The organism is Streptomyces sp. Je 1-369 (assembly GCF_026810505.1).
Taxonomy (GTDB): Bacteria; Actinomycetota; Actinomycetes; order Streptomycetales; family Streptomycetaceae; genus Streptomyces.
Genome location: NZ_CP101750.1, coordinates 5,823,570 through 5,846,617, shown reverse-complemented (window position 1 = coordinate 5,846,617; position 23,048 = coordinate 5,823,570). Strand labels below are relative to the sequence as shown.

Sequence of the window (23,048 nt, the reverse complement as noted above, 5' to 3'; positions counted from 1 at the left end):
TGCTTCGCATGCGTGCACTTCTCGTGGTCAACCCGGCGGCAACCACCACCAGCGCGCGTACGCGTGATGTGCTGGTCCACGCGCTGGCGAGCGAGATGAAGCTCGACGCGGTCACCACCGAGTACCGCGGGCACGCCAGGGACCTCGGCCGGCAGGCCGCGGAGAGCAAGGACATCGAGCTGGTCGTCGCCCTCGGCGGCGACGGCACCGTCAACGAGGTCGTCAACGGTCTGCTGCACCACGGCCCCGATCCGGACCGCCTCCCCCGCCTCGCCGTCGTGCCCGGCGGCTCCACCAACGTCTTCGCGCGCGCCCTCGGGCTGCCCAATGACGCCGTGGAGGCCACCGGCGCCCTCCTGGACGCCTTGCGCGAGGGGAGTGAGCGCACGGTGGGTCTGGGCATCGCGGGCGGCACACCGGGCACTGAGGACGAGGCGGTGCCCTCGCGCTGGTTCACGTTCTGCGCGGGCCTCGGCTTCGACGGCGGCGTGGTGGGCAGGGTCGAACAGCAGCGCGAGCTCGGCCGCCGGTCGACTCATGCGCTCTACGTGCGTCAGGTGCTGCGCCAGTTCATCGACGAGCCCCACCGCAGGCGCGGAATGATCACCCTGGAGCGGCCCGGCGAGGACCCGGTGACGGACCTGGTGATGTCGATAGTCTGCAACACCTCTCCGTACTCCTACCTGGGCAATCGCCCTCTGTACGCGTCACCGCGGGCTTCCTTCGACACGGCCCTCGACGTGCTGGGTCTGAAGAAGCTCTCCACGGCCGCGGTGGCCCGATACGGCACCCAGCTCCTGACGTCGACGCCGGAGCGGGGACCGCACGGTAAGCACGCAGTTACGCTCCACGACCTCACGGACTTCACCTTGCATTCAAAGGTTCCTCTGCCCCTCCAGATGGACGGTGACCACTTGGGGCTACGGACGAGCGTGACGTTCACAGGCGTACGCCGTGCACTGCGTGTGATTGTGTGAGTAGAAGGGCCTAAAGTCCTTTCACTCGAACGTTTAAACCAGGGTCCACCCCATGGAAGTACGGCTGTGACCCAGCCGACACTGAGGAATCAAAAAAAACTTTCCTGAAGGGGTTGTATCCGCCGCCGAGGTTTGCGAATCTCTACATGGCGATCGGGACGGCCCGCAACATCGGCCCCACAGAGAGCCAGAACCCCTCCTCCACCACAGGTCCACACCAGGCAACTGGGCGTCGGCCCTTCCCGTGCGGGGGGATTCGTGAAAGCGTTCACATTCACAAGCAACCTGCATGTAATACCAAGGAGAGGTAGCAGCCATGGACTGGCGTCACAACGCCGTTTGCCGCGAGGAAGACCCCGAGCTCTTCTTCCCCATCGGCAACACCGGTCCTGCGCTGCTGCAGATCGAGGAAGCCAAGGCCGTCTGCCGCCGCTGCCCCGTCATGGAGCAGTGCCTGCAGTGGGCGCTCGAGTCCGGCCAGGACTCCGGCGTCTGGGGTGGCCTCAGCGAGGACGAGCGCCGCGCAATGAAGCGCCGCGCCGCTCGCAACCGTGCACGCCAGGCCAGCGCCTGACGCCCACACCCCACACGAGCCTGAGCTTGGCGGCGCGTACAGCGTGTACGCAACTCCCGCCCCCGAGCCGCAGCCGCGCAGTACCCCCGATGCGCAACGCAACGTGAGCAGTGAGCCCCGGACCCTTCGGTCCGGGGCTCACTGCTTTCGTGCGCTGCTCGTACGTGCTTTCCGTCCGCTACTTGTATGCGCCTCGCGTCTTGCGTCCGCTACTTGTCGCCGCGGACCGGGATGTCCAGGAGCACCTGCGTGCCGCGCTCCGGCGCCGGGACCATGTCGAAGGTGCCGCCGAGCTCCCCCTCGACCAGGGTGCGGACGATCTGCAGACCGAGATTGCCCGAGCGGTGGGGGTCGAAGCCCTCGGGCAGACCGATGCCGTCGTCGTGGACGGTGATGAGCAGCCGCGCGTCCTTGGTGGTGCCGCCGCGCACCGCCGACACCTCGACCATGCCGGTGTCCCCCTCGCGGAAACCGTGCTCCAGCGCGTTCTGCAGGATCTCCGTGAGCACCATCGACAGCGGCGTCGCGACCTCCGCGTCGAGAATCCCGAAGCGGCCGGTGCGTCGGCCCGTGACCTTGCCGGGTGAGATCTCGGCGACCATCGCGAGCACCCGGTCGGCGATCTCGTCGAACTCCACGCGCTCGTCGAGGTTCTGGGAGAGCGTCTCGTGGACGATGGCGATGGAACCCACGCGTCGCACGGCTTCTTCGAGCGCCTCGCGGCCCTTGGCGGAGTCGATGCGGCGGGCCTGCAGCCGCAGCAGCGCGGCGACCGTCTGCAGGTTGTTCTTCACCCGGTGGTGGATTTCCCGGATGGTCGCGTCCTTGGTGATCAACTCCCGCTCGCGGCGACGCAGTTCGGTCACGTCGCGCAGGAGGACCAGTGAACCGATGCGCGGTCCCTTGGGTTTGAGCGGGATCGCGCGGAGCTGGATCACGCCGTCGCCGCCCTCGATCTCGAACTCGCGCGGCGCCCAGCCGCTCGCGACCTTGGCGAGCGCTTCGTCCACCGGGCCGCGGGACGGGGCGAGTTCGGCCGTCGCCGTCCCCAGGTGGTGGCCGACGAGGTCGGATGCGAGACCCAGACGGTGGTACGCGGAGAGGGCGTTCGGCGACGCGTACTGCACCACGCCGTCCGCGTCGAGCCGCAGCAGACCGTCCCCCACGCGCGGGGAGGCGTCCATGTCCACCTGCTGTCCCGGGAACGGGAACGACCCGGCCGCGATCATCTGTGCGAGGTCGGACGCCGACTGGAGGTAGGTCAGCTCCAGGCGGGACGGCGTGCGGACCGTCAGGAGGTTGGTGTTGCGGGCGATGACGCCGAGGACGCGTCCCTCCCTGCGTACGGGGATGGACTCGACGCGCACCGGCACCTCCTCGCGCCACTCCGGGTCGCCCTCGCGCACGATGCGCCCCTCGTCCAGGGCGGCGTCCAGGAGGGGCCGACGGCCGCGCGGGACGAGGTGGCCGACCATGTCGTCCTGGTAGGAGGTGGGCCCGGTGTTGGGCCGCATCTGTGCCACGGAGACATAGCGGGTGCCGTCGAGGGTGGGGACCCAGAGGACCAGATCGGCGAAGGAGAGGTCGGAGAGCAGCTGCCACTCCGAGACCAGCAGATGCAGCCACTCGAGATCGGAGTCACCGAGAGCGGTGTGCTGGCGTACGAGGTCGTTCATGGAGGGCACGTGTGGAGCGTACCTTTCGCGTCCGGCGACCCCCGTCGAGCCGCGGCGCCAGGGCGGGACCCTCAGCCCGCCCACGGCACCGCAGCCCTTCAGGTGCATCGGCCGTCAGAATGTGCGGTACTGAACGGCCGATCTTGAGGATCCGACGCGGTCAGGGCAGAGAGCGCCGGTTCCTCGGTCCGCTCTCCTGTGCGGGGAGGGCGGAGGCTTTACCCACGCATTGTGGACTAGACCATTCTCCTATGTCTATGCGTCGGCAGATGTTTGTTGTTGTCTCTTTCTCCGACAATCGGAGCCGACTTTCTCACATTGTCGGTGCCGACGCGCGGTCTTCGCCGACGACCGCCCGGGACCGCGGCCACGCCGCCATGGCGAGATCGGCCACCGCCTCCAGATCCTCCCTGGTGGCGCCGTCCCTGGCCTGTTGCGACATCCCCTGGAAGACCGCCGCCGTGTAACGGGCGAGGCCTGCGGGGTCGGTGCGGTCGGGCAGCTCCCCGGCCGCGACGGATGCGCGGATGCGGGACTCGATGTCCGCCACATTCGCGTTCCTGCGCTCCCGCAGGGCCCCCTCCACCTCCGGCGTCGTGCAGTTGGTGGCCGCGGTGACGACGAGGCAGCCGCGGGGGTGGCCGGGGTCGGTGAACTCCGCCGCAGCCTCGCGCAGCATCCGCGACACCGCGTCGCGCACGGTCGGCTCCTCCTCGAAGGCGCGTCCGCCGAAGGCGCCGTGCGTCGCCCCGTACCGCACCACGACCTCGTCGAAAAGGGTGCGCTTGTCGCCGAAGGCCGCGTAGAGACTCGGGGCGCCGATGCCCATGACCCGGGTGAGGTCGGAGACGGAGGTCCCCTCGTACCCGTTCTCCCAGAACGTGCGGATCGCGTGTTCCAGGGCCGTCTCGCGGTCGAAGGAGCGGGGGCGGCCGCGCTGTTTCGTCGCCATGGAGTGAATTGTATAGCGGGCACTAGAAAAAGAGGACGGGCGTGGGGTAGCGTTCTTTCTGTAGTGACCACTAGAGAAAGAGGGGGCGTCCGTCATGGGTGCACACACGGGCACGAGCAGGCTTGCGGGGAAGACCGCGCTGGTCACGGGCGGCAGCCGGGGCATCGGGCGGGGGATCGCCGAGCGCCTGGGCCGGGACGGGGCGCGGGTCGCGGTGCACTACGGCAGCAATGAGGTGGCCGCGAAGGAGACGGTGGCGGCGATCGAGGCGGCGGGCGGCTCCGCCTTCGCGTTCGGCGCCGAGCTGGGGGTGCCCGGGGACGCCGAGGCGCTCTGGGCGGAGTTCGACCGGCACGCGGACGGCTTGGACATCCTGGTGAACAACGCCGGCATCGGGCTGTACAGCCATGTGGGAGAAGTCCAGGAAGAGGATTTCGACCGCGTGTTCGCGGTCAATACGAAGGCGCTGTTCTTCGTGGTCCAGAAAGGCCTGGACCGGCTGCGCGACGGCGGCCGGATCATCAACATCTCGTCGGGCGTCACGCGCATCGCGTTCCCGGTCACCGTGGCGTATTCGATGACGAAGGGCGCGGTGAACGTGCTGACGCACACGCTCGCGCAGGAGCTCGGCCCCCGCGGGATCACGGTGAACGCGGTCGCGCCCGGCATCATCCAGACCGAAATGATGGACGCGATGCCCGAGGCCCAGCGCACGGACCTGGCGAAGTACTCGACCTTCGACCGGATAGGCCAGCCCGCGGACGTGGCGGACATCGTCTCCTTCGTGGCCTCGGAGGACGCACGCTGGATCACCGGCCAGTACATCGACGCGACGGGAGGTTCCGTGCTGGGCGTATGACCGGGCGCTTACGCCTACCGGCCCCCGTGCACGGCTCCTGCGCACGGCTCCTGCGCACCGGCCCCGTGCACGGTTCGACGGGCGGAGGCGGGGTGGAGAGTCGAGCATGGACCGAAGAGCGGCGGAATCGGCTGTTCTGGCGGTGCAGCACTGCTGTTCCAGCGGCGCAGCTCTGCTAGATTGGTCTATACCACCAGCACTTTCGAGCCCCTCTCCAGATCGGCAGGCCCAGCGTGGAAGTTGTCATCGTCCCGGACGCCACGGCAGGCGGCGAGCTCATCGCGGAGGCCATGGCCGCCCTGGTGCGTCGTAAGCCTGACGCCCTGCTCGGTGTCGCCACCGGCTCCACTCCCCTGCCCATCTACGAAGCCCTGGCGGCCAAGGTCGCGGCCGGTTCCGTGGATGCCTCGCGGGCCCGCATCTGCCAGCTCGACGAGTACGTGGGGCTGCCCGCCGGGCACCCGGAGTCGTACCGTTCCGTGGTCCTGCGTGAGGTCGTCGAGCCGCTCGGGCTGAGCGAGAGCTCCTTCATGGGGCCCGACGGCAGCGCCGAGGACGTGCAGGCGGCGTGCGTGGCGTACGACAAGGCGCTCGCCGAGGCCGGAGGTGTCGACCTCCAGCTGCTCGGCATCGGCACGGACGGGCACATCGGCTTCAACGAGCCGTGCTCGTCGATCGCGTCCCGTACGCGGATCAAGACGCTGACGGAGCAGACGCGGGTGGACAACGCGCGCTTCTTCGACGGGGACATCGAGCAGGTCCCGCACCACGTCATCACTCAGGGGATCGGGACGATCCTGGAGGCGCGGCACCTGGTGCTGCTCGCCACGGGTGAGGGCAAGGCGGACGCGGTGGCCGCGACGGTGGAGGGCCCTGTCGCCTCGGTCGTGCCCGCCTCCGCGCTGCAGCTGCACCCGCACGCCACGGTCGTCGTGGACGAGGCTGCCGCGTCGAAGCTGAAGCTGGCGGACTACTTCCGGCACACGTACGCGAACAAGCCGGAGTGGCAGGGGCTGTAGGAGCGACGGCCGGTCGCCGTAGGCACAGCGACAACAGCAGGCACAGCAGAAGGGGCGCCCCGGTCGGGGCGCCCCTTCTGCGCGCGGTGGGCGGGGTGAGGTCCGCCCGGCGCGGGTCAGCCCGCGACGATGACCTCTGCCGCCGCCTCGCCGCACACGCGGGCCGCGCCGCGCGTCGCGATGTGGAGGGCGCCGATGGGGGCGGACTGGGGGACGCCCATCTCGACGACGACCGTGTCGGGCCGGGCCGCGACGAGGGTCCGGAGGGCGTCGGCCATCCAGGCGTGGCGGTGGGCGTCGCGGACGACGGCCACGATGCGGCGCGTGCCCGCCGCCGCGAGGGCCTGGCTGCCCGCGCCATCGCCGGAGTACGTGGCGGACCCGGTGCCGGGGAGGCGGCGCTCCAGCTCGGCGGTGACGCCCCAGGGGGTCTCGTCGCCGACGGCGATGTTGGGGAGCGGGGAGAACGTGGCGACGAAGGGGGCCTCGGTGACCGGGGCCGTGTACGTCTCGCCGCGGGTGACCGTCAGCGCGCGGCGGGCCCCGATCAGGCCGATTCCGGTGTCGGGCGCGCCCCCCGAACGCTCGGCCGCGCCCGACACCGAAGCCCAGTCGGCCAGCGCCCGCACGCGGTCCGCCGCGTCGGCGAGCCGCTCCTCGGGCAGCTCGCCCGAGCGTACGGCCGCGACGAAGGCGTCCCGCAGTCGCAGCACGGTCCCCTCGTCCGAGGGGCCGCCGCCCGTGCAGATCGCGTCGGCGCCGGCGGCGATGGCGAGGACACAGCCCCGCTCAAAGCCGTACGTACCGGCGATGGCCTGCATGTCCATGCCGTCGGTGACGATGAGGCCCTCGTAGCCGAACTCCTCGCGGAGCAGCCCGGTCAGGATGCGGCGGGAGAGCGTGCCGGGGTTGTCCGGGTCCAGGGCCGGGGCCAGGACGTGGGCGCTCATCACGGCGCGCGTGCCGGCGGCGAGGGCGGCGCGGAACGGCGCGAGGTCACGGGAGTTCAGGACGTCCCGGTCGACGTCGATGACCGGCACGGAGTGGTGCGAGTCGATCGCCGTGTCGCCGTGCCCCGGGAAGTGCTTGGCGGAGGTGGCGACGCCCGACGACTGCATGCCCTCGACGTAGGCGGCGGTGTGCCGGGCCACCAGGTCGGGGCCCGAGCCGAAGGAGCGTACGCCGATGACGGGGTTGTCGGGGTTGGCGTTGACGTCGGCCGACGGCGCCCAGTTGAAGTTGATGCCGCAGGCGGCGAGGCGGCGGCCGAGGTCGGCGGCGACCTCGCGGGTCAGCGTGGTGTCGTCGACGGCGCCGAGGGCGTGGTTGCCCGGGTAGGAGGAGCCGGTGCGCACCTCGAGGCGGGTGACGTCGCCGCTCTCCTCGTCGATGGCGATCAGCAGGTCGCCGCGTTCGGCGCGCAGCTGTGCGGTGAGCGCGGCGACCTGCTCCGCGGTCTGCACGTTGCGGCCGAAGAGACTGACGGAGGCGAGGCCCTCGTCGATGCGGTGGCGTACCCAGTCCGGCACGGTGGTGGTGCCGTCGAAGCCGGGCTGGAGGACGGCGAGGGCGTTGCGGGTGAGGGTGTCACCGGCGTGCGTGAGTGTCGTCATGTGCGGAGTTATCCCTTCACTGCGCCGTCGGTCAGGCCGCTGACGGCCCTGCGCTGCAGGAAGACGAAGAGGATCAGGATCGGGATGGCGAAGAGCGAGGCGGCCGCCATGGTGGCACCCCAGTCGTCGCCGAAGGCGGTCTGGAAGCTGGACAGCCAGATCGGCAGGGTCTTGGCGTCCGCTTCCTTGTTGAGCACGAGGGCCAGCGGGAACTCGTTCCAGGCGGTGATGAAGCCGAAGAGCGAGGTCGACATCAGGCCCGGCGCGAGCAGCGGCAGGATCACCCGGCGGAACGCCTGCATACGGGTGCAGCCGTCGACCATGGCGGACTCCTCCAGCTCCTTGGGCACGGCGGCGACGAAGCCGCGGAGCGTGAGGAGCGTGAAGGGCAGGATCATCACCATGTAGAAGAGGGTCAGCGGGATCAGGCTGTTCAGCATGTCCGCGTCGCGCACGATGATGTAGATCGAGATGACCATGACTTCCCACGGCGCCATCTGCGCCAGCATGAAGCCGATGATGAAGCCGCGCCGGCCCTTGAAGCGCATGCGGGCAAGGGCGAATGCCGCGGTCACCCCGATGATGAGGGAGAAGACGACCGCGAGGACCGTCACGATGACCGAGTTGCCGACCATGGTCCAGAAGTGGTCGGCGTCGATCGCCTTCTTGAAGTGCTCGAGGGTGGCGTCGGTCGGGAACCAGACCGGGTCCTCGGCGATGATGTCGCCGGACGGCTTGAAGGCCGTCGCGAACATCCAGTACACGGGGAAGACGCAGAAGACGAAGATGACGACCGCGACCAGGTTGGGCCACATGCGGCCCATCAGCGAGCGCTTCACAGCTCGTCCTCCTCTTGCTTGAGCACGATCCGCAGGTAGAACGAGGTGATGGCCAGCAGGATGATGATGGTGAGCAGCGCGATCGCGGCGCCCATGCCGAAGTGCTGGTTGCCCATGCCCTCGATGTAGGCGTAGACGGGCAGGATCTCGGTGAGCCGGTCGGGGCCGCCCTCGTTGATGGTGAAGACCTGCACGAACGCCTTGAAGACCCAGATGATCTCCAGGAACGTCGTGGCGTAGAGGAAAGGCTTCAGATACGGCAGCGTCACCTGGGTGAACTGCTTCCAGGCCCCCGCGCCGTCCAGCGCCGCGGCCTCGTACAGCTCCTTGGGGATGGTGGTCGTGGCGGCGTACAGGTTGATCGCCACGAAGGGGATCGACATCCAGACGATGAGCAGCAGCACGACGAAGAAGGTCGAGTACTGCGTGGCCAGCCAGTCGTGGTCGGCCATCGACTCGAAGCCGACCTTCGCGAGCACCCAGTTGATGACGCCGAAGCGCTGCGCGAACAGCCACTGGTAGACCGTGCTCGCCGCGACGACGGGCATCGCCCAGGCGAGCACGAGGCCGAGCAGGAGGAACGTGCGCATCTTCCGGCCGAGGCGCGCGAGGAGCAGTCCGACCAGCGTGCCGAGGATCATGATCAGCACGACGTTGACGGCGGTGAAGGCGACCGAGCGGCCGGTGACCCGCCAGAAGTCCTCGCCGGTGAGGACTTCCTTGTAGTTGTCGAATCCGGTCCACTCGGTCAAGTGCAGAATGAACTGCCGCATGTTGAGGTTCTGGAACGACAGGACCCCGTTTTTGACCAGTGGCCAGCCGAGCAGCAGCAGGGTGACGATGATCGCGGGGGCAAGAAGCAGATAGGGCGTCACCCCGGCGAGACGCCCGGACTCCTTGCGCGGGGCGTTCGGCCGTGGCCCGCCTTCCGGTGTCTGCACCTCCGTCGGGCCGGAGGGCGGCCGTTCGGTCTTCTGCACGGTCATGCTCGCCATCTCTTTCGTGGGCATCGCGGTACGCAGAGGTATGCCGGGGGCGGCGAGGACGGTTCACCCGCCGCCCCCGGCAAGAGGGGGCGTTCTTACTGCTTCTGCGACAGGCGCTTGTTGAGCTCGCCCTCGACCTGCTTGGCGGCGTCGGCAGGCGCCTTACCGTTGAGCACCGCGGTCATGTAGTTCTTGATCGGGTTCGGCGGGTTCTCCACCGCGCCCCACTCCGGGATCAGCGGGGTGATGCCGCCGCCGGGGGTGGCGGGCGTCATGGCCTTGGCGGCCGGGTTGCCCGCGAGGGAGGACTCCAGCGACTCCTTGTTCGGGATGACGCCGCCTTCCTTGGCGAACTGACCCTCGAACTTGTCGGACAGCGCGATCTTCAGGAACTCCTTGGCGAGCTCCTGCTTCTTGCTGGTCGCGGCGATGGCGAGGTTGGAGCCGCCGAGGAAGACGCCCTCGGGCTTCTCCGCCGTGGCGCCCGGGATCGTGAAGTAGCCGATGTCCTTCTCGATCTTCTTGTCCGTCTTGATGGCCAGGGCGGCCTCCCACGGCATGGCGATCATCGCGGCCGTCTTGCCCTTGCCGAAGACCTCGCCCTGCTGCGGCGTGGCCTCGTCCTTGTTCTTGGGGGCCTTGGAGAGGTCCGCGAACTCCTTGTACGTCTTCATGGCCTTGGTGACCTTCGGGTCACCAAGGTTGGAGACGTACTTGTCGCCGTCCTTCTTGACCAGCTCGGCGCCCTCGCCGATGGTCAGGCCGACGAAGTGGTACCAGAACTGGCCCGGCATGTAGAGCGGCTCGGCGTCGGTCTTCGCGCCGATCTGCTTGAGGTCCTTGAGGAACTCGTCACGGGTCTTCGGGGTGTCCTTGATCCCGGCGTCGGCCCAGATCTTCTTGTTGTAGATCACGACGCGGTTGAGGACGAACCACGGGGCGGCGTACTGCTTGCCGTCGATGACCGAGGCCTTGTTCATCGACTCGGTCCAGTCCGCGCCGATGGACTCCTTGAGGTCGCCGAGCTCGGCGAGGCCGCCGGTCTTGGCGTACGCGGCGGTCTGGGTGTTGCCGATCTCGAAGACGTCCGGCGGGTTCTCCTCGGAGAGGGCGGTGGTCAGCTTCTGCTGGATACCGTTCCACTGCTGGACTTCGAACTTCAGTTTCGCGCCGGTCTTCTTCTCGAAGGCGGCCGTGACGTCCTTCTGCCACTTGTCGGGCGTCGAACCGTCCATCGCCCAGAGCGTCAGGGTCTCGCCCTTGAAGCTGTCGGCTCCCCCGGCCTTCTTGTCGTCGTCGTCACTGCCACACGCCGCGACAGAGACCAACATGCCCGCGACACCGATGGCCGCAATGAGCTTGCGCTTCACGTCACCCTCCTCAAGGGATGCCAGTCAACCCCCCACCCGCAGCGACCGAATGGACCGAGATCTGCCCGTGGGACTGGAACCTGGTCTTTAATGGTGTAGACCAGTACGGGGAGCTTGGCCTAGACCTTTAGGGGTGTCAAGGGTGTATAAGAAGGGCTGTCGCGTCCGTTATCGGACCGACACCTGAGCGGGCGGAGTCTTCTCCAAAGCTCTCGACTTCGCTCGCCCAGGGGGCGCCCCCATGGCCCGGTACGTGCCACGATGTGAGCCGCGACAGACGGAGGAGCCGGTGACGGCAGCAGCACAGGAGCCGGGAAGGTCGATCATGGGCAGCGAGGCGGGCAGCACCGCGGGCGAGATCGACGTGTCCCCCGAGGGCCCGAGCATCGGCCGCACCGCGCGCGTGCCCAAGTACTACCGCCTGAAGCGGCACTTGCTGGACATCACCGAGACGCTGCCGCCGGGCACCCCGGTCCCCCCGGAGCGCACCCTCGCCGCCGAGTTCGACACCTCCCGCACGACGGTGCGCCAGGCCCTCCAGGAGCTGGTCGTCGAGGGCCGTCTGGAGCGCATCCAGGGCAAGGGCACGTTCGTCGCGAAGCCGAAGGTGTCGCAGGCGCTGCAACTCACCTCGTACACGGAGGACATGCGGGCCCAGGGCCTCGAGCCCACCTCGCAGCTCCTGGACATCGGGTACATCACCGCCGACGACCGCCTCGCCGGCCTGCTCGACATCACCGCGGGCGGCCGGGTGCTCCGCATCGAGCGGCTCCGGCTCGCCAACGGCGAGGCGATGGCCATAGAGACCACGCACCTGTCGGCGAAGCGCTTCCCCGCCCTGCGCCGCTCCCTGGTCAAGTACACCTCGCTCTACACGGCGCTCGCCGAGGTGTACGACGTGCATCTCGCGGAGGCCGAGGAGACCATCGAGACCTCCCTGGCGACCCCGCGCGAGGCGGGCCTGCTCGGCACCGACGTGGGCCTGCCGATGCTGCTCCTGTCCCGCCACTCGCTGGACGGCAACGGCCAGCCGGTGGAGTGGGTGCGCTCCGTCTACCGCGGCGACCGCTACAAGTTCGTGGCCCGCCTCAAGCGGCCCACGGACTGACACCCGTCCGAGGTCTGGCGCGGGGCACCGCGCTGCTCTAGGTTCCTCCCGTCACCGCACGACGCAGCTCATCGCACGATGAATCTCATCGCATGGTGAACGGGAGGACGACCCGGTGCGCAGAGCGAACCGCCGATCCATCGTCATCTGGTCCCTCGTCGCGCTGGTCGGCGCCGCGGGCTGGACCGTCCTGGCCCTCGCGCGCGACGAGGAGGTGTCGGCCGCCTGGATGGTGGCGGCGGCACTCGGCTCGTACGCCGTCGCGTACCGCTTCTACTCGAAGTTCATCGCGTACAACGTCCTGAAGGTCGACAAGAAGCGGGCCACCCCGGCCGAGCGGCTCGACAACGGCATCGACTTCCACCCGACCGACCGCCGGGTGCTGCTGGGTCACCACTTCGCGGCGATCGCGGGCGCGGGACCGCTGGTCGGACCGGTGCTCGCGGCGCAGATGGGGTACCTGCCCGGCACCATCTGGATCATCGTCGGCGTGATCTTCGCGGGCGCCGTGCAGGACATGGTCGTGCTGTTCTTCTCGACGCGGCGCGACGGCAAGTCGCTCGGGCAGATGGCGCGCGAGGAGATCGGCCCGGTCGGCGGCGCCGCCGCGCTGCTCGCCACCTTCGCCATCATGATCATCCTGCTCGGGGTGCTCGCGCTGGTCATCGTCAACGCGCTCGCCGAGTCGCCGTGGGGCACCTTCTCCATCGCGATGACCATCCCGATCGCGCTGCTGATGGGCTTCTACCTGCGGGTGCTGCGGCCTGGACGGGTCAGTGAGGTCTCGCTGATCGGCATCGCGCTGCTGCTGCTCGCGCTCGTCGGCGGGCGCTGGGTCGCCGAGTCGTCCCTCGCGGACACGTTCACGCTGGCGCCGTCGACGCTGGTCATCTGGCTGGTGGCGTACGGGTTCATCGCCTCGATCCTGCCGGTGTGGATGCTGCTCGCGCCCCGCGACTACCTCTCCACCTTCATGAAGATCGGCACCATCGTGCTGCTCGCCGTCGGCGTCGTCGTCACCCTGCCGACGCTGAAGATGGACCCGGTGACCGACTTCGCCTCGCGCGGCGACGGACCCGTCTTCGCGGGCTCGCTCTTCCCGTTCGTCTTCATCACCATCGCCTGCGGCGCCCTGTCCGGCTTCCACGCGCTGATCTCCTCGGGCACGACGCCGAAGATGATCCAGAAGGAGACGCAGGTCCGGATGATCGGCTACGGCTCCATGCTGATGGAGTCGTCGGTCGCGGTGATGGCGCTGGTCGCGGCGTCGATCATCGACCCCGGCCTGTACTTCGCGATGAACGCGCCGGCGGGAGTCGTCGGCGACACCGTGCAGGAGGCGTCGAAGGCCGTCGCCGGCTTCGGGTACTCCATCTCACCGGCCGATCTGGCGCAGGCCGCGAAGAACGTCGAGGAGTCCTCGCTGCTCTCGCGCACCGGCGGCGCGCCCACGCTCGCGGTCGGCGTGTCCGAGATCTTCTCGAAGGTCACGGGCGGCTCGATGCGGGCCTTCTGGTACCACTTCGCGATCATGTTCGAGGCGCTGTTCATCCTGACCGCGCTCGACGCGGGCACGCGCGTGGGCCGGTTCATGCTGCAGGACATGCTCGGGAACATCTACAAACCGTTCCGTCGGATGAGCTGGAAGCCGGGGCTCGTGTTCACCAGCGCCGTCGTCACCGGCCTCTGGGGTTACTTCCTGTGGGTCGGCGTGCACGAGCCGCTCGGCGGGATCAACCAGCTCTTCCCGATCTTCGGCATCGCCAACCAGCTCCTCGCCGCCGTCGCCCTCGCCGTCTGCACCACGCTGCTCGTGAAGTCCGGGCGCCTCAAGTGGGCCTGGATCACGGGGATTCCGCTCGCCTGGGACGCGACGGTGACGCTCACCGCGAGCTGGCAGAAGGTGTTCTCCAGCGATCCGCGCGTCGGCTTCTTCCAGCAGCGCGCCAACTACCAGGACGCCATCGACGAGGGCAAGATCCTGCCGCCCGCCAAGACCATGGACGACATGCACACCGTCGTCACCAACTCCACGGTGGACGGTGTCCTTTCGGCGGCGCTCGCGCTGCTCATCGTCGTCGTCATCCTGGACGCGGCACGGATCTGCATCAAGCACGTCCGCAACCCCGTGGCCTCGCGGCTGAGCGAAGCGCCGTACGTGGAGTCGAAGTTGACCGCTCCGGCCGGGCTCTTCGCGACCCGGGAGGAGAAGCAGGAGGAGAGGCGGACGGAGCGACGGGAGGTGGCGCCGTGACCTGGGTGCTGCGCGGGATGCGGTGGATGCGGTGGTACGTCCATGAGCTGACCGACGAGTCGGCGTACGACCGGTATGTGGCGCACGTGCGCAAGGAGCATCCGGCGGCAACTGTTCCCAGCCGCCGCGCATTTGAACGCATGCGGACAGACCGGGCGGAGTCAGACCCCCGCCAAGGGTTCCGCTGCTGCTGAACAGGCAACTTGTCACGTCCGTTATCCGGACGGGGGTTCCATACAGCGAGACTGTGGCTTAGATTTCCCGCACGTTAAGCATGGGATAAGTGAGGGAACGGAGCCGCGATATGTCAGATGCGCCTGAAGTGAACAGACCGGTGGTGACGCCGGTCCGTGTGGTCATCGCAGCCTGCCTCGTCGCGCCCTTCGTGGCAATGCTCTGGGTGGGGTCGTACGCGAAGATCGACCCGACCTTCATCGGCATCCCGTTCTTCTACTGGTACCAGATGCTCTGGGTGCTCATCTCGACGGCGCTCACGATGATCGCGTACCAGCTGTGGCAGCGTGACCAGCGCGCCCGCAAGGCCGAGCAGGCCCATGGGGGTGCCGGAAAGTGACCACACTCGCATCGGGCGGCGTCAACGGCGTCGCACTCGGCGTCTTCATCTTCTTCTTCCTCGCCGTCACCGTCATGGGCTTCCTCGCCGCCAACTGGCGCAAGGCGGAGAACGAGCAGAGCCTCGACGAATGGGGCCTCGGCGGCCGCTCGTTCGGCACCTGGGTCACCTGGTTCCTGCTCGGCGGCGACCTGTACACCGCCTACACGTTCGTGGCCGTCCCGGCGGCGATCTACGCGGCGGGCGCGGCCGGCTTCTTCGCCGTGCCGTACACGATCCTCGTCTACCCGCTGATCTTCACCTTCCTGCCGCGCCTGTGGTCGGTCTCGCACAAGCACGGCTACGTGACCACCTCCGACTTCGTGCGCGGGCGCTTCGGCTCCAAGGGGCTCTCGCTGGCGGTCGCCGTCACCGGCATCCTCGCCACGATGCCGTACATCGCGCTCCAGCTGGTGGGCATCCAGGCCGTCCTCGACGTCATGGGGGTCGGCGGCGGTCCCGACACCAACTGGTTCATCAAGGACCTGCCGCTGCTGATCGCGTTCGCGGTGCTCGCCGCGTACACCTACTCGTCGGGTCTGCGCGCGCCCGCGCTGATCGCGTTCGTGAAGGACGGTCTGATCTATCTCGTCATCGCCGTCGCGATCATCTACATCCCGATCAAGCTCGGTGGCTTCGACGAGATCTTCCAGGCGGCGAACGATAAGTTCTCGGCGGCGAACGACGCCGCGGGCAAGCCCGTCGCGGGGCTCGCACCCGGTGAGGCCGGGCAGTGGACGTACGCCACGCTCGCGCTCGGCTCCGCGCTCGCGCTGTTCATGTACCCGCACTCGATCACGGCGACGCTCTCCTCCAAGAGCCGCAACGTGATCCGCAAGAACACCACGATCCTGCCGCTCTACTCGCTGATGCTGGGCCTGCTCGCACTGCTCGGCTTCATGGCGATCGCGGCCGGGGTCAAGGTCGAGAACGGCCAGCTGGCCATCCCCCAGCTGTTCGAGAACATGTTCCCCGACTGGTTCACCGGCGTCGCCTTCGCCGCCATCGGCATCGGCGCGCTCGTGCCCGCGGCGATCATGTCGATCGCGGCCGCGAATCTCTTCACGAGGAACATCTACAAGGACTTCATCAAGCCGGACGCGACACCCGCGCAGGAGACCAGGGTCTCCAAGCTGGTCTCGCTCCTGGTGAAGGTGGGCGCGCTCGCCTTCGTCCTGACCATGGACAAAACGGTCGCGATCAACTTCCAGCTGCTCGGCGGCATCTGGATCCTGCAGACGATGCCCGCGCTGGTCGGCGGCCTGTTCACGCGGTGGTTCCACCGCTGGGCGCTGCTCGCGGGCTGGGCGGTCGGCATGGTCTACGGAACGGTCGCCGCGTACGGCGTCGCCTCGCCGACGCAGAAGCACTTCGGCGGCTCGTCCGACGAGATCCCCGGCATCGGCGAGATCGGCTACATCGGCCTCACCGCGTTCGTCCTGAACGTCGTCGTGACCGTGGTCATGACCTTCGTCCTGAAGGCCCTGAAGGCCCCCGAGGGCATCGACGAGACGTCGCCCGGGGACTACACGGCGGACGCGGGCGACCCCGGCGTCATCGAGGAACTGCCCCCGGCCACCGTGGGGGCGCCGGGCGGGCACTGACCCTTCCCTGCGTACGACCTACGGGCCGCCGGAGGAATCCGGCGGCCCGTTCTCGTGCTCTCCGACACAAGATATGGGGCTGCCACCCAGAGCCAGCACAAGATGTATGCTCGTGCTCGCTGTCGCCGCAGGGGAATCCGGTGCAAGTCCGGAACTGTCCCGCAACGGTAGACGTGTACGCATTTGTCGTACGCGGAGTCCGAAGACCTGCCGGCAGTGCACCCGTGCCGTCCGGCCCGGGTGCCGACCGTCCGGGCCTCGTGGAATGGGCCGGTGGACGCGGTACGCCGCCCTGCCCGGGTGCGCCCGTGTGTGCCATCCCCTCCTCCAGGCCCAGAGCCGAGCGAGGGAGAGCCCCACGTGACCATCGCGCCTGCCGAACCTGCGACAGCGCTGGCACCGCAGCCCACCGAAAGCGCTGAGGGTACCGACGCGCCGGGGACCGCGCTGCTGCGCACCCTGACCGACCTCACCGCCGACCTCCCCGACGCCGACCCCGGCCGGGTGGCCGCCGCCGCGCTGCGCGGCCGTTCGGCCCGGGCCGACGAGGCGGAGCTGCGGACCCTCGCCACCGAGGCGGCCGCGGGGCTCATCTCCGAGGACCCCGCGTACTCGAAGCTCGCCGCCAGGCTGCTCTCGCTCTCCATCGCCGCCGAGGCCGCCTCGCAGGGCGTGCGCTCCTTCACCGAGTCGATCGCCGTCGGCCACCGCGAGGGCCTGATCGCCGACCGCACCGCCGACTTCGTGGGCGCCCACGCGGCCCGCCTCGACGCGCTCGTGGACACCGCGCTCGCCGACGGCGCCGACTTCCGCTTCGGCTACTTCGGGCTGCGCACCCTGCACAGCCGCTACCTGCTGCGCCACCCGATCACCCGCCAGGTCATCGAGACCCCGCAGCACTTCATGCTGCGCGTGGCCGGCGGTCTCGCCGAGGACGAGAGTGCCCGCGCCGTCGACGAGGTCGCCGCGCTGTACGGCCTGATGAGCCGCCTCGACTACCTGCCGTCCTCGCCGACGCTCTTCAACTCCGGCACCCGCCACCCGCAGATGTCGTCCTGCTACCTCCTCGACTCCCCGCAGGACGAGCTCGACTCGATCTACGACCGCTACCACCAGGTCGCACGGCTCTCGAAGCACGCGGGCGGCATCGGACTCTCGTACTCCCGCATCCGCTCCCGCGGTTCGCTGATCCGCGGCACGAACGGGCACTCCAACGGCATCGTGCCGTTCCTGAAGACGCTGGACGCCTCCGTCGCCGCGGTGAACCAGGGCGGGCGGCGCAAGGGCGCGGCCGCGGTCTACCTGGAGACCTGGCACTCCGACATCGAGGAGTTCCTGGAGCTGCGCGACAACACCGGTGAGGACGCGCGCCGCACGCACAACCTCAACCTCGCGCACTGGATCCCCGACGAGTTCATGCGCCGGGTCGCCGCCGACCAGCCGTGGTCGCTGTTCTCGCCCTCCGACGTGCCGGAGCTCGTCGACCTGTGGGGCGACGCGTTCGACGCCGCCTACCGCAAGGCGGAGGCCGCCGGGCTCGCCAAGAAGAGCATGTCGGCCCGGGACCTGTACGGCCGCATGATGCGCACCCTCGCGCAGACCGGCAACGGCTGGATGACCTTCAAGGACGCCGCCAACCGCACCGCCAACCAGACGGCGGAGCCCGGCCACACCGTCCACTCCTCCAACCTGTGCACGGAGATCCTGGAGGTGACGGACGACGGGGAGACGGCCGTCTGCAACCTCGGCTCGGTCAACCTCGGCGCGTTCGTCGACCCGGCCGCGCAGGACATCGACTGGGAGCGGCTCGACGCCACCGTCCGCACCGCGGTGACCTTCCTCGACCGCGTCGTCGACATCAACTTCTACCCGACCGAGCAGGCCGGGCGCTCCAACGCCAAGTGGCGCCCCGTGGGCCTCGGCGCGATGGGCCTCCAGGACGTCTTCTTCCAGCTGAAGCTGGCTTTCGACTCCCCCGAGGCGCGCGCCCTGTCCACCCGCATCGCCGAGCGCATCATGCTCGCGTCGTACGAGGCCTCCGCCGACCTCGCCCAGCGCCACGGCCCGCTCCCCGCCTGGGAGAAGACCCGCACCGCGCGTGGCGTCCTGCACCCCGACCACTACGGCGTCGACCTGACATGGCCGGAGCGCTGGGCGGCGCTGCGGGAGCGCATCGCCGCGACCGGCATGCGCAACTCGCTGCTCCTCGCCATCGCACCGACCGCGACCATCGCGTCCATCGCCGGTGTCTACGAGTGCATCGAGCCGCAGGTCTCCAACCTCTTCAAGCGCGAGACGCTGTCAGGCGAGTTCCTCCAGGTCAACGGCTACCTGGTGGAGGAGCTGAAGCGGCACGGCCTGTGGGACGCGAAGACCCGTGAGGCGCTGCGCGAGTCCAACGGCTCGGTGCAGGGCTTCGACTGGGTGCCCGCGGACGTCCGCGCCCTGTACCGCACGGCGTGGGAGATCCCGCAGCGCGGCCTGATCGACATGGCCGCCGACCGCACCCCGTTCCTCGACCAAGCGCAGTCGCTGAACCTCTTCCTGGAGACGCCGACCATCGGCAAGCTCTCCTCGATGTACGCGTACGCCTGGCAGCGCGGCCTGAAGACCACGTACTACCTGCGCTCACGCCCCGCGACGCGCATCGCCCGCGCCGCCGGCGGTTCGAACGCCGCGCCCACCGCCCCCGCCCCCGTCCCCGTCCCCCAGCAGGTGACCGACCCCGACGCCGTCGCCTGCTCCCTGGAAAACCCCGAGTCCTGCGAGGCCTGCCAGTAATGAGCTCCACCACGAACAGCGAGAAGAACCTCCTCGACCCGGGCTTCGAGCTGACCCTGCGCCCCATGCGCTATCCCGACTTCTACGAGCGCTACCGGGACGCGATCAAGAACACCTGGACCGTCGAGGAGGTCGACCTCCACTCGGACGTCGCCGACCTCGCCAAGCTCAGCCCCGGCGAGCAGCACATGATCGGCCGCCTCGTCGCCTTCTTCGCGACCGGCGACTCGATCGTCTCGAACAACCTGGTGCTGACGCTCTACAAGCACATCAACTCCCCCGAGGCGCGGCTCTACCTGAGCCGTCAGCTCTTCGAGGAGGCCGTGCACGTCCAGTTCTATCTGACGCTGCTCGACACCTATCTGCCCGCCCCGGAGGACCGCGCGGCGGCCTTCGACGCGGTCGAGGAGATCCCCTCGATCCGTGAGAAGGCCGAGTTCTGCTTCCGGTGGATGGACTCGGTCGAGAAGCTGGACCGGCTGGAGACGCAGGCCGACCGCCGCCGCTTCCTGCTCAACCTGATCTGCTTCGCCGCGTGCATCGAGGGCCTCTTCTTCTACGGTGCCTTCGCGTACGTCTACTGGTTCCGCAGCCGGGGCCTGCTGCACGGCCTCGCCACCGGCACCAACTGGGTGTTCCGCGACGAGACGATGCACATGAGCTTCGCCTTCGACGTGGTCGACACGGTCCGCAAGGAGGAGCCGGAGCTCTTCGACGACGCGCTCAAGCAGCAGGTCACGGACATGCTGAAGGAGGCCGTCGAGGCCGAGCTGCAGTTCGCCCGCGACCTGTGCGGCGAGGGCCTGCCCGGCATGAACACGGACTCGATGCGCGAGTACCTGCAGTGCGTCGCCGACCAGCGTCTGCAGCGCCTCGGCTTCGCGCCGGTCTACGGCTCCGAGAACCCCTTCTCCTTCATGGAGCTGCAGGGCGTCCAGGAGCTGACCAACTTCTTCGAGCGGCGGCCCTCGGCCTATCAGGTCGCGGTGGAGGGCTCGGTCTCGTTCGACGACGAGTTCTAGACGCGCACGGTTGTGCCCGCCCCCGTCCTGCCGGACGGGGGCGGGCACCTTGGTGTGTCAACGCGGTGTGGCCCGCAGGACGAGCCGCTTGGGGTGCAGGGTGATGCCGACCTGGGTGCGGGTGTCGGTCTCCTTGACGGGCCGCAGACGCCACTTCGGGGCCACCGTCCCGAGGATGAGGGCGAGTTCCGCCAGGCTGAAGTGGTCGCCGGGGCACTTCCTGTTGCCGACGCTGAACGGCATCATCGCGAACTCCGGCACGTCACCGGCCCGTTCCGGATTCCACCGGTCGGGGTCGAACTCCAGGTTCCGCTCAAAGGAACGCGGGTCGCGCTGCATCGCGTACACGCTGTAGACGATGTCGGCGTCCGCCGGAATCGAAAAGCCGCCCAGATCGGTTTCGGCCACCGACCGGCGCGTGAATATCCAGGCGGCCGGCCGTATGCGCATCGCCTCGGTGACGACATTGCGGAGGTGCGGCAGGGCCTTGAGATCGGCGAATGTGATCGCGCGGTCCGGGGCCACGGCATTTACTTCTTCAACCAACCGCCTTTCGTGCTCCGGGTGTTCGGTCAGCAGATGGAACGCCCACGCGAGCGTCGACGCCACATTCTCCGCACCCGCCACCACGAGCGAGACCACGTTGTCGTGGATCTCCTGGTCGGTGATGGGCTCCCCGGCTTCGTCCCTGGCCCGCAGCAGTGCGGCGAGCAGGTCGTCCGGCGCGCCTGCTCCTGCCGCGCGGCGCTCGGCGATGATCTCGTCGACGAGGGCGTGCAGGTCGGCGAGCGCGCTCTCGAAGCGCCGGTTGGCGGGGGTCGGCACGCGGTGCAGCGGGCCGACCGAGAGCACCATCCTGCGGTAGAGCCCGTCGAAGACGGTGTGCAGCGAGTCGGCGATCCGGTCCGCCTTGTCGCGGATCGAGTCGACCTCCAGGAGCGAGCGCGAGACGATGCGCACGGCCGTGCGGAACATCTCGGCGCTCACGTCGACGGTGGTGTCCGGCTGCCAGCGGGCCGCCGTGGCGCGGGCCTCCTCCTCCATCACCTTGGCGTAGTCGGCGATCCGCTCGGGCCGGAACGCGGGCTGCATCATGCGGCGCTGGCGGCGGTGCAGCTTGCCGTTGCTGGTCGCCACGCCCTTGCCGAGGAGCACTTCCAGGGTGTCCCAGAGCGGTCCGCCGACGACGTACTCGGGGCTCTTGAGCATGGCGCCGACCAGTTCCGGGTCGCACACCACGTACGCCGTCCTCGGCCCCAGCCTGATCCGGACGAGATCGCCGTGGTCACGGAGCGCGGAGAGGAAACCGAGTGGGTCGCGCACCAGGTTCCATGCGTGGCCGAGGAGCGGGGCGCCGCCGCGGACGAGGGGCGGGGTGCGGAGCGGGTCGGGGCCCGACGTGGGGGGAGCGGGTATTGCGGATTCGACGCTCATTCCTCACCTACCAGTTCGTTTTCCGCCAGGGCTTCTTCCGTCACGTACGGGGGCATGGACCTGTCGTCCCAGCTGTCCACCCGATAGCGGCCGGATTCGTGATGGAACCAGTAGACGGAAGAGAACCAGTTCCGCATGTTGAAGACGCAGGATTTCACCGCGTCCGCGAGTTCCTTGCCGCCTTCACCACCGTCCGCCAATTCATCGGCGAACAACAGCACTTCCCGCTCTGCTTGCAGGAATTCCTTGACGCATTCGGTGACGCGCCTGTGCACTTCCCGCACCGCTTCTTCCAGCGTCATTCCTTCGTGCTGGATGAGGCTGATCCCGAGATTGTGCAGTTCGTCTCCCGCAAGTTCTTTCGGGAGGGAGCACAAGTCGTTGTACCAGGCCGAGAAATCCTGGGTCGCTCGTGCCGCACGCCGGTAGGCGGGGTGCTTGCGCACCGGGTCCGGCAGCTCGTACCGCGCGGTGGATTCCAGGAGGTCGATCCACGCCCAGTGCGCGAACGTGAGCCGGCGCAGCTCCACGTACGCCTCGACGGTCGGGACGGTGCCGCAGCGCCGGTTCCTGAACTCCTGGTCGTACGCGTCGATCACGGGGTGGAAGTGCCGGGCGAATCTGGCGTTCCAGCTGGGCCCGAGGAACGAGTACAGCCGCAGCACACAGTCCGCGAACCCGGCGACCAGCGGGTCCTCGTGGTGCCGGTACTGCCGGGGCTCGTTGAGCGTGCCGTGCAGGCCACGGCAGAGCCGCCGCCACTGGGCCGTCCTGCCGTGCACGGAGTCCCTGTCGTGCCGGTCGTCCCAGGCGAAGAACCAACTGCTGAGGTCCGCTATCGCGGTCAGCAACGCGTCGGGCGCGCCAATGTAGTACCCCGCCACCAGATCCGTGTAGCAGAGACTGTCCGCGTACCGCTCGACCTTGTCCGGGGGCATGAGCCGCATTTCGCGCAGCCAGGTCCTGGACTTCTCCTGAAGCTTTGGCCAATACGGATGCAGACGGCGAGGGAACGCTGCTTCGATCATCGGAACGGCCAGTGCCCGCGGTACCGACACCACGGGTGAACGTGGCCGTGCGTACGGATGTGTCTGTGAAGTGCTCCCGGAATATGCGCGCACGAACAATCCCCTTTCAGCCGCCTGAGGACACGCGCCCCTCCCGCCGTACCGGGCGCGCGCCGTTGCGTATCCCCGCGCTTTCCATTCAGCACCACAACTGACCGTTCAGGGAACAGATTTGCGCCATTCACTACCCCCGGGTGCCGAGAACCTCCCCTTACGTGACTGAATATGGATCACCGGCAGCTTGATTTGCTCGCACACGCGAGCGGCTACGCCAACGGCCCCTGGTCAGGGTTGAGTTCC

19 protein-coding genes and 1 riboswitch are annotated in these 23,048 nt (G+C 68.6%); of the genes, 11 read left to right on the top strand and 8 right to left on the bottom strand.

The features are described 5' to 3' along the window. Positions 1 to 8: 8 nt before the first annotated feature. Both NOO62_RS26770 and NOO62_RS26765 read left to right on the top strand, forming a co-directional pair. Entirely contained in the window at positions 9 to 977 is a 969-nt protein-coding gene (locus NOO62_RS26770; protein WP_268773390.1) for a diacylglycerol/lipid kinase family protein, read from the top strand. Between the two features lie 316 nt (positions 978 to 1,293). Then, positions 1,294 to 1,551 (top strand): WhiB family transcriptional regulator, encoded by a 258-nt coding sequence (locus tag NOO62_RS26765; RefSeq protein WP_016639615.1) that lies wholly within the window; start codon positions 1,294 to 1,296, stop codon positions 1,549 to 1,551. 209 nt (positions 1,552 to 1,760) lie between these two features. Here NOO62_RS26765 and NOO62_RS26760 read toward each other — a convergent pair whose 3' ends face one another. Both NOO62_RS26760 and NOO62_RS26755 read right to left on the bottom strand, forming a co-directional pair. Next, positions 1,761 to 3,227: a sensor histidine kinase gene (locus NOO62_RS26760; protein WP_268775791.1), complete on the bottom strand. Its 1,467-nt coding sequence runs from the start codon at positions 3,225 to 3,227 to the stop codon at positions 1,761 to 1,763. Positions 3,228 to 3,540: 313 nt separating this feature from the next. After that, positions 3,541 to 4,179 carry a TetR/AcrR family transcriptional regulator gene (locus NOO62_RS26755; protein ID WP_268773389.1) on the bottom strand — a complete coding sequence of 213 codons (639 nt, stop codon included), beginning with the start codon at positions 4,177 to 4,179 and terminating at the stop codon, positions 3,541 to 3,543. 94 nt (positions 4,180 to 4,273) lie between these two features. Here NOO62_RS26755 and NOO62_RS26750 point away from each other — a divergent pair, with 94 nt between their 5' ends. After that, positions 4,274 to 5,038 (top strand): SDR family oxidoreductase, encoded by a 765-nt coding sequence (locus NOO62_RS26750; protein ID WP_268773388.1) that lies wholly within the window; start codon positions 4,274 to 4,276, stop codon positions 5,036 to 5,038. 233 nt (positions 5,039 to 5,271) lie between these two features. Next, positions 5,272 to 6,057: a glucosamine-6-phosphate deaminase gene (gene nagB / locus NOO62_RS26745; RefSeq protein WP_268773387.1), complete on the top strand. Its 786-nt coding sequence runs from the start codon at positions 5,272 to 5,274 to the stop codon at positions 6,055 to 6,057. 116 nt (positions 6,058 to 6,173) lie between these two features. Here the strand turns inward: nagB and NOO62_RS26740 are convergent, their stop codons facing one another. The 4 genes from NOO62_RS26740 to NOO62_RS26725 all read right to left on the bottom strand — a co-directional run bounded on the left by NOO62_RS26740 (position 6,174) and on the right by NOO62_RS26725 (position 10,865). Continuing rightward, entirely contained in the window at positions 6,174 to 7,670 is a 1,497-nt protein-coding gene (locus NOO62_RS26740; protein WP_268773386.1) for a glycoside hydrolase family 3 protein, read from the bottom strand. 8 nt (positions 7,671 to 7,678) lie between these two features. Next, positions 7,679 to 8,509 carry a carbohydrate ABC transporter permease gene (locus NOO62_RS26735; RefSeq protein WP_268773385.1) on the bottom strand — a complete coding sequence of 277 codons (831 nt, stop codon included), beginning with the start codon at positions 8,507 to 8,509 and terminating at the stop codon, positions 7,679 to 7,681. Next, complete coding sequence (locus tag NOO62_RS26730; protein WP_268773384.1) at positions 8,506 to 9,495, bottom strand: carbohydrate ABC transporter permease; 990 nt, start codon at positions 9,493 to 9,495, stop codon at positions 8,506 to 8,508. Before NOO62_RS26730 ends, NOO62_RS26735 begins: the two co-directional genes overlap by 4 nt. Positions 9,496 to 9,590: 95 nt before the next feature. Further along, positions 9,591 to 10,865 (bottom strand): extracellular solute-binding protein, encoded by a 1,275-nt coding sequence (locus NOO62_RS26725; RefSeq protein ID WP_268773383.1) that lies wholly within the window; start codon positions 10,863 to 10,865, stop codon positions 9,591 to 9,593. Between the two features lie 325 nt (positions 10,866 to 11,190). Here NOO62_RS26725 and NOO62_RS26720 point away from each other — a divergent pair, with 325 nt between their 5' ends. The 7 genes from NOO62_RS26720 to NOO62_RS26690 all read left to right on the top strand — a co-directional run bounded on the left by NOO62_RS26720 (position 11,191) and on the right by NOO62_RS26690 (position 20,247). Then, positions 11,191 to 11,973, top strand: coding sequence for a GntR family transcriptional regulator (locus tag NOO62_RS26720; protein ID WP_268775790.1), 783 nt, complete (start codon positions 11,191 to 11,193; stop codon positions 11,971 to 11,973). A 115-nt stretch (positions 11,974 to 12,088) separates the two neighbouring features. Continuing rightward, complete coding sequence (locus NOO62_RS26715) at positions 12,089 to 14,227, top strand: carbon starvation CstA family protein (protein WP_268773382.1); 2,139 nt, start codon at positions 12,089 to 12,091, stop codon at positions 14,225 to 14,227. 17 nt (positions 14,228 to 14,244) lie between these two features. Then, complete coding sequence (locus NOO62_RS26710; RefSeq protein ID WP_268775789.1) at positions 14,245 to 14,421, top strand: YbdD/YjiX family protein; 177 nt, start codon at positions 14,245 to 14,247, stop codon at positions 14,419 to 14,421. A gap of 110 nt (positions 14,422 to 14,531) precedes the next feature. Next, positions 14,532 to 14,801: a DUF3311 domain-containing protein gene (locus NOO62_RS26705; RefSeq protein ID WP_150186131.1), complete on the top strand. Its 270-nt coding sequence runs from the start codon at positions 14,532 to 14,534 to the stop codon at positions 14,799 to 14,801. Next, positions 14,798 to 16,444: a monocarboxylate uptake permease MctP gene (gene mctP, locus NOO62_RS26700; RefSeq protein WP_414930889.1), complete on the top strand. Its 1,647-nt coding sequence runs from the start codon at positions 14,798 to 14,800 to the stop codon at positions 16,442 to 16,444. Before NOO62_RS26705 ends, mctP begins: the two co-directional genes overlap by 4 nt. 93 nt (positions 16,445 to 16,537) lie before the next feature. Next, positions 16,538 to 16,674: riboswitch (cobalamin riboswitch) on the top strand. Between the two features lie 130 nt (positions 16,675 to 16,804). Next, a complete protein-coding gene (locus NOO62_RS26695; RefSeq protein WP_268773381.1) occupies positions 16,805 to 19,225 on the top strand; it encodes a ribonucleoside-diphosphate reductase subunit alpha in 2,421 nt (806 codons plus the stop codon). Then, on the top strand, positions 19,225 to 20,247 hold the full coding sequence (locus tag NOO62_RS26690; RefSeq protein ID WP_268773380.1) for a ribonucleotide-diphosphate reductase subunit beta: 1,023 nt from the start codon (positions 19,225 to 19,227) through the stop codon (positions 20,245 to 20,247). Before NOO62_RS26695 ends, NOO62_RS26690 begins: the two co-directional genes overlap by 1 nt. A gap of 57 nt (positions 20,248 to 20,304) precedes the next feature. Here the strand turns inward: NOO62_RS26690 and NOO62_RS26685 are convergent, their stop codons facing one another. Then, on the bottom strand, positions 20,305 to 21,681 hold the full coding sequence (locus NOO62_RS26685; protein WP_268773379.1) for a cytochrome P450: 1,377 nt from the start codon (positions 21,679 to 21,681) through the stop codon (positions 20,305 to 20,307). Continuing rightward, entirely contained in the window at positions 21,678 to 22,742 is a 1,065-nt protein-coding gene (locus NOO62_RS26680; protein WP_414930888.1) for a terpene synthase family protein, read from the bottom strand. Before NOO62_RS26680 ends, NOO62_RS26685 begins: the two co-directional genes overlap by 4 nt. Positions 22,743 to 23,048 lie beyond the last annotated feature (306 nt).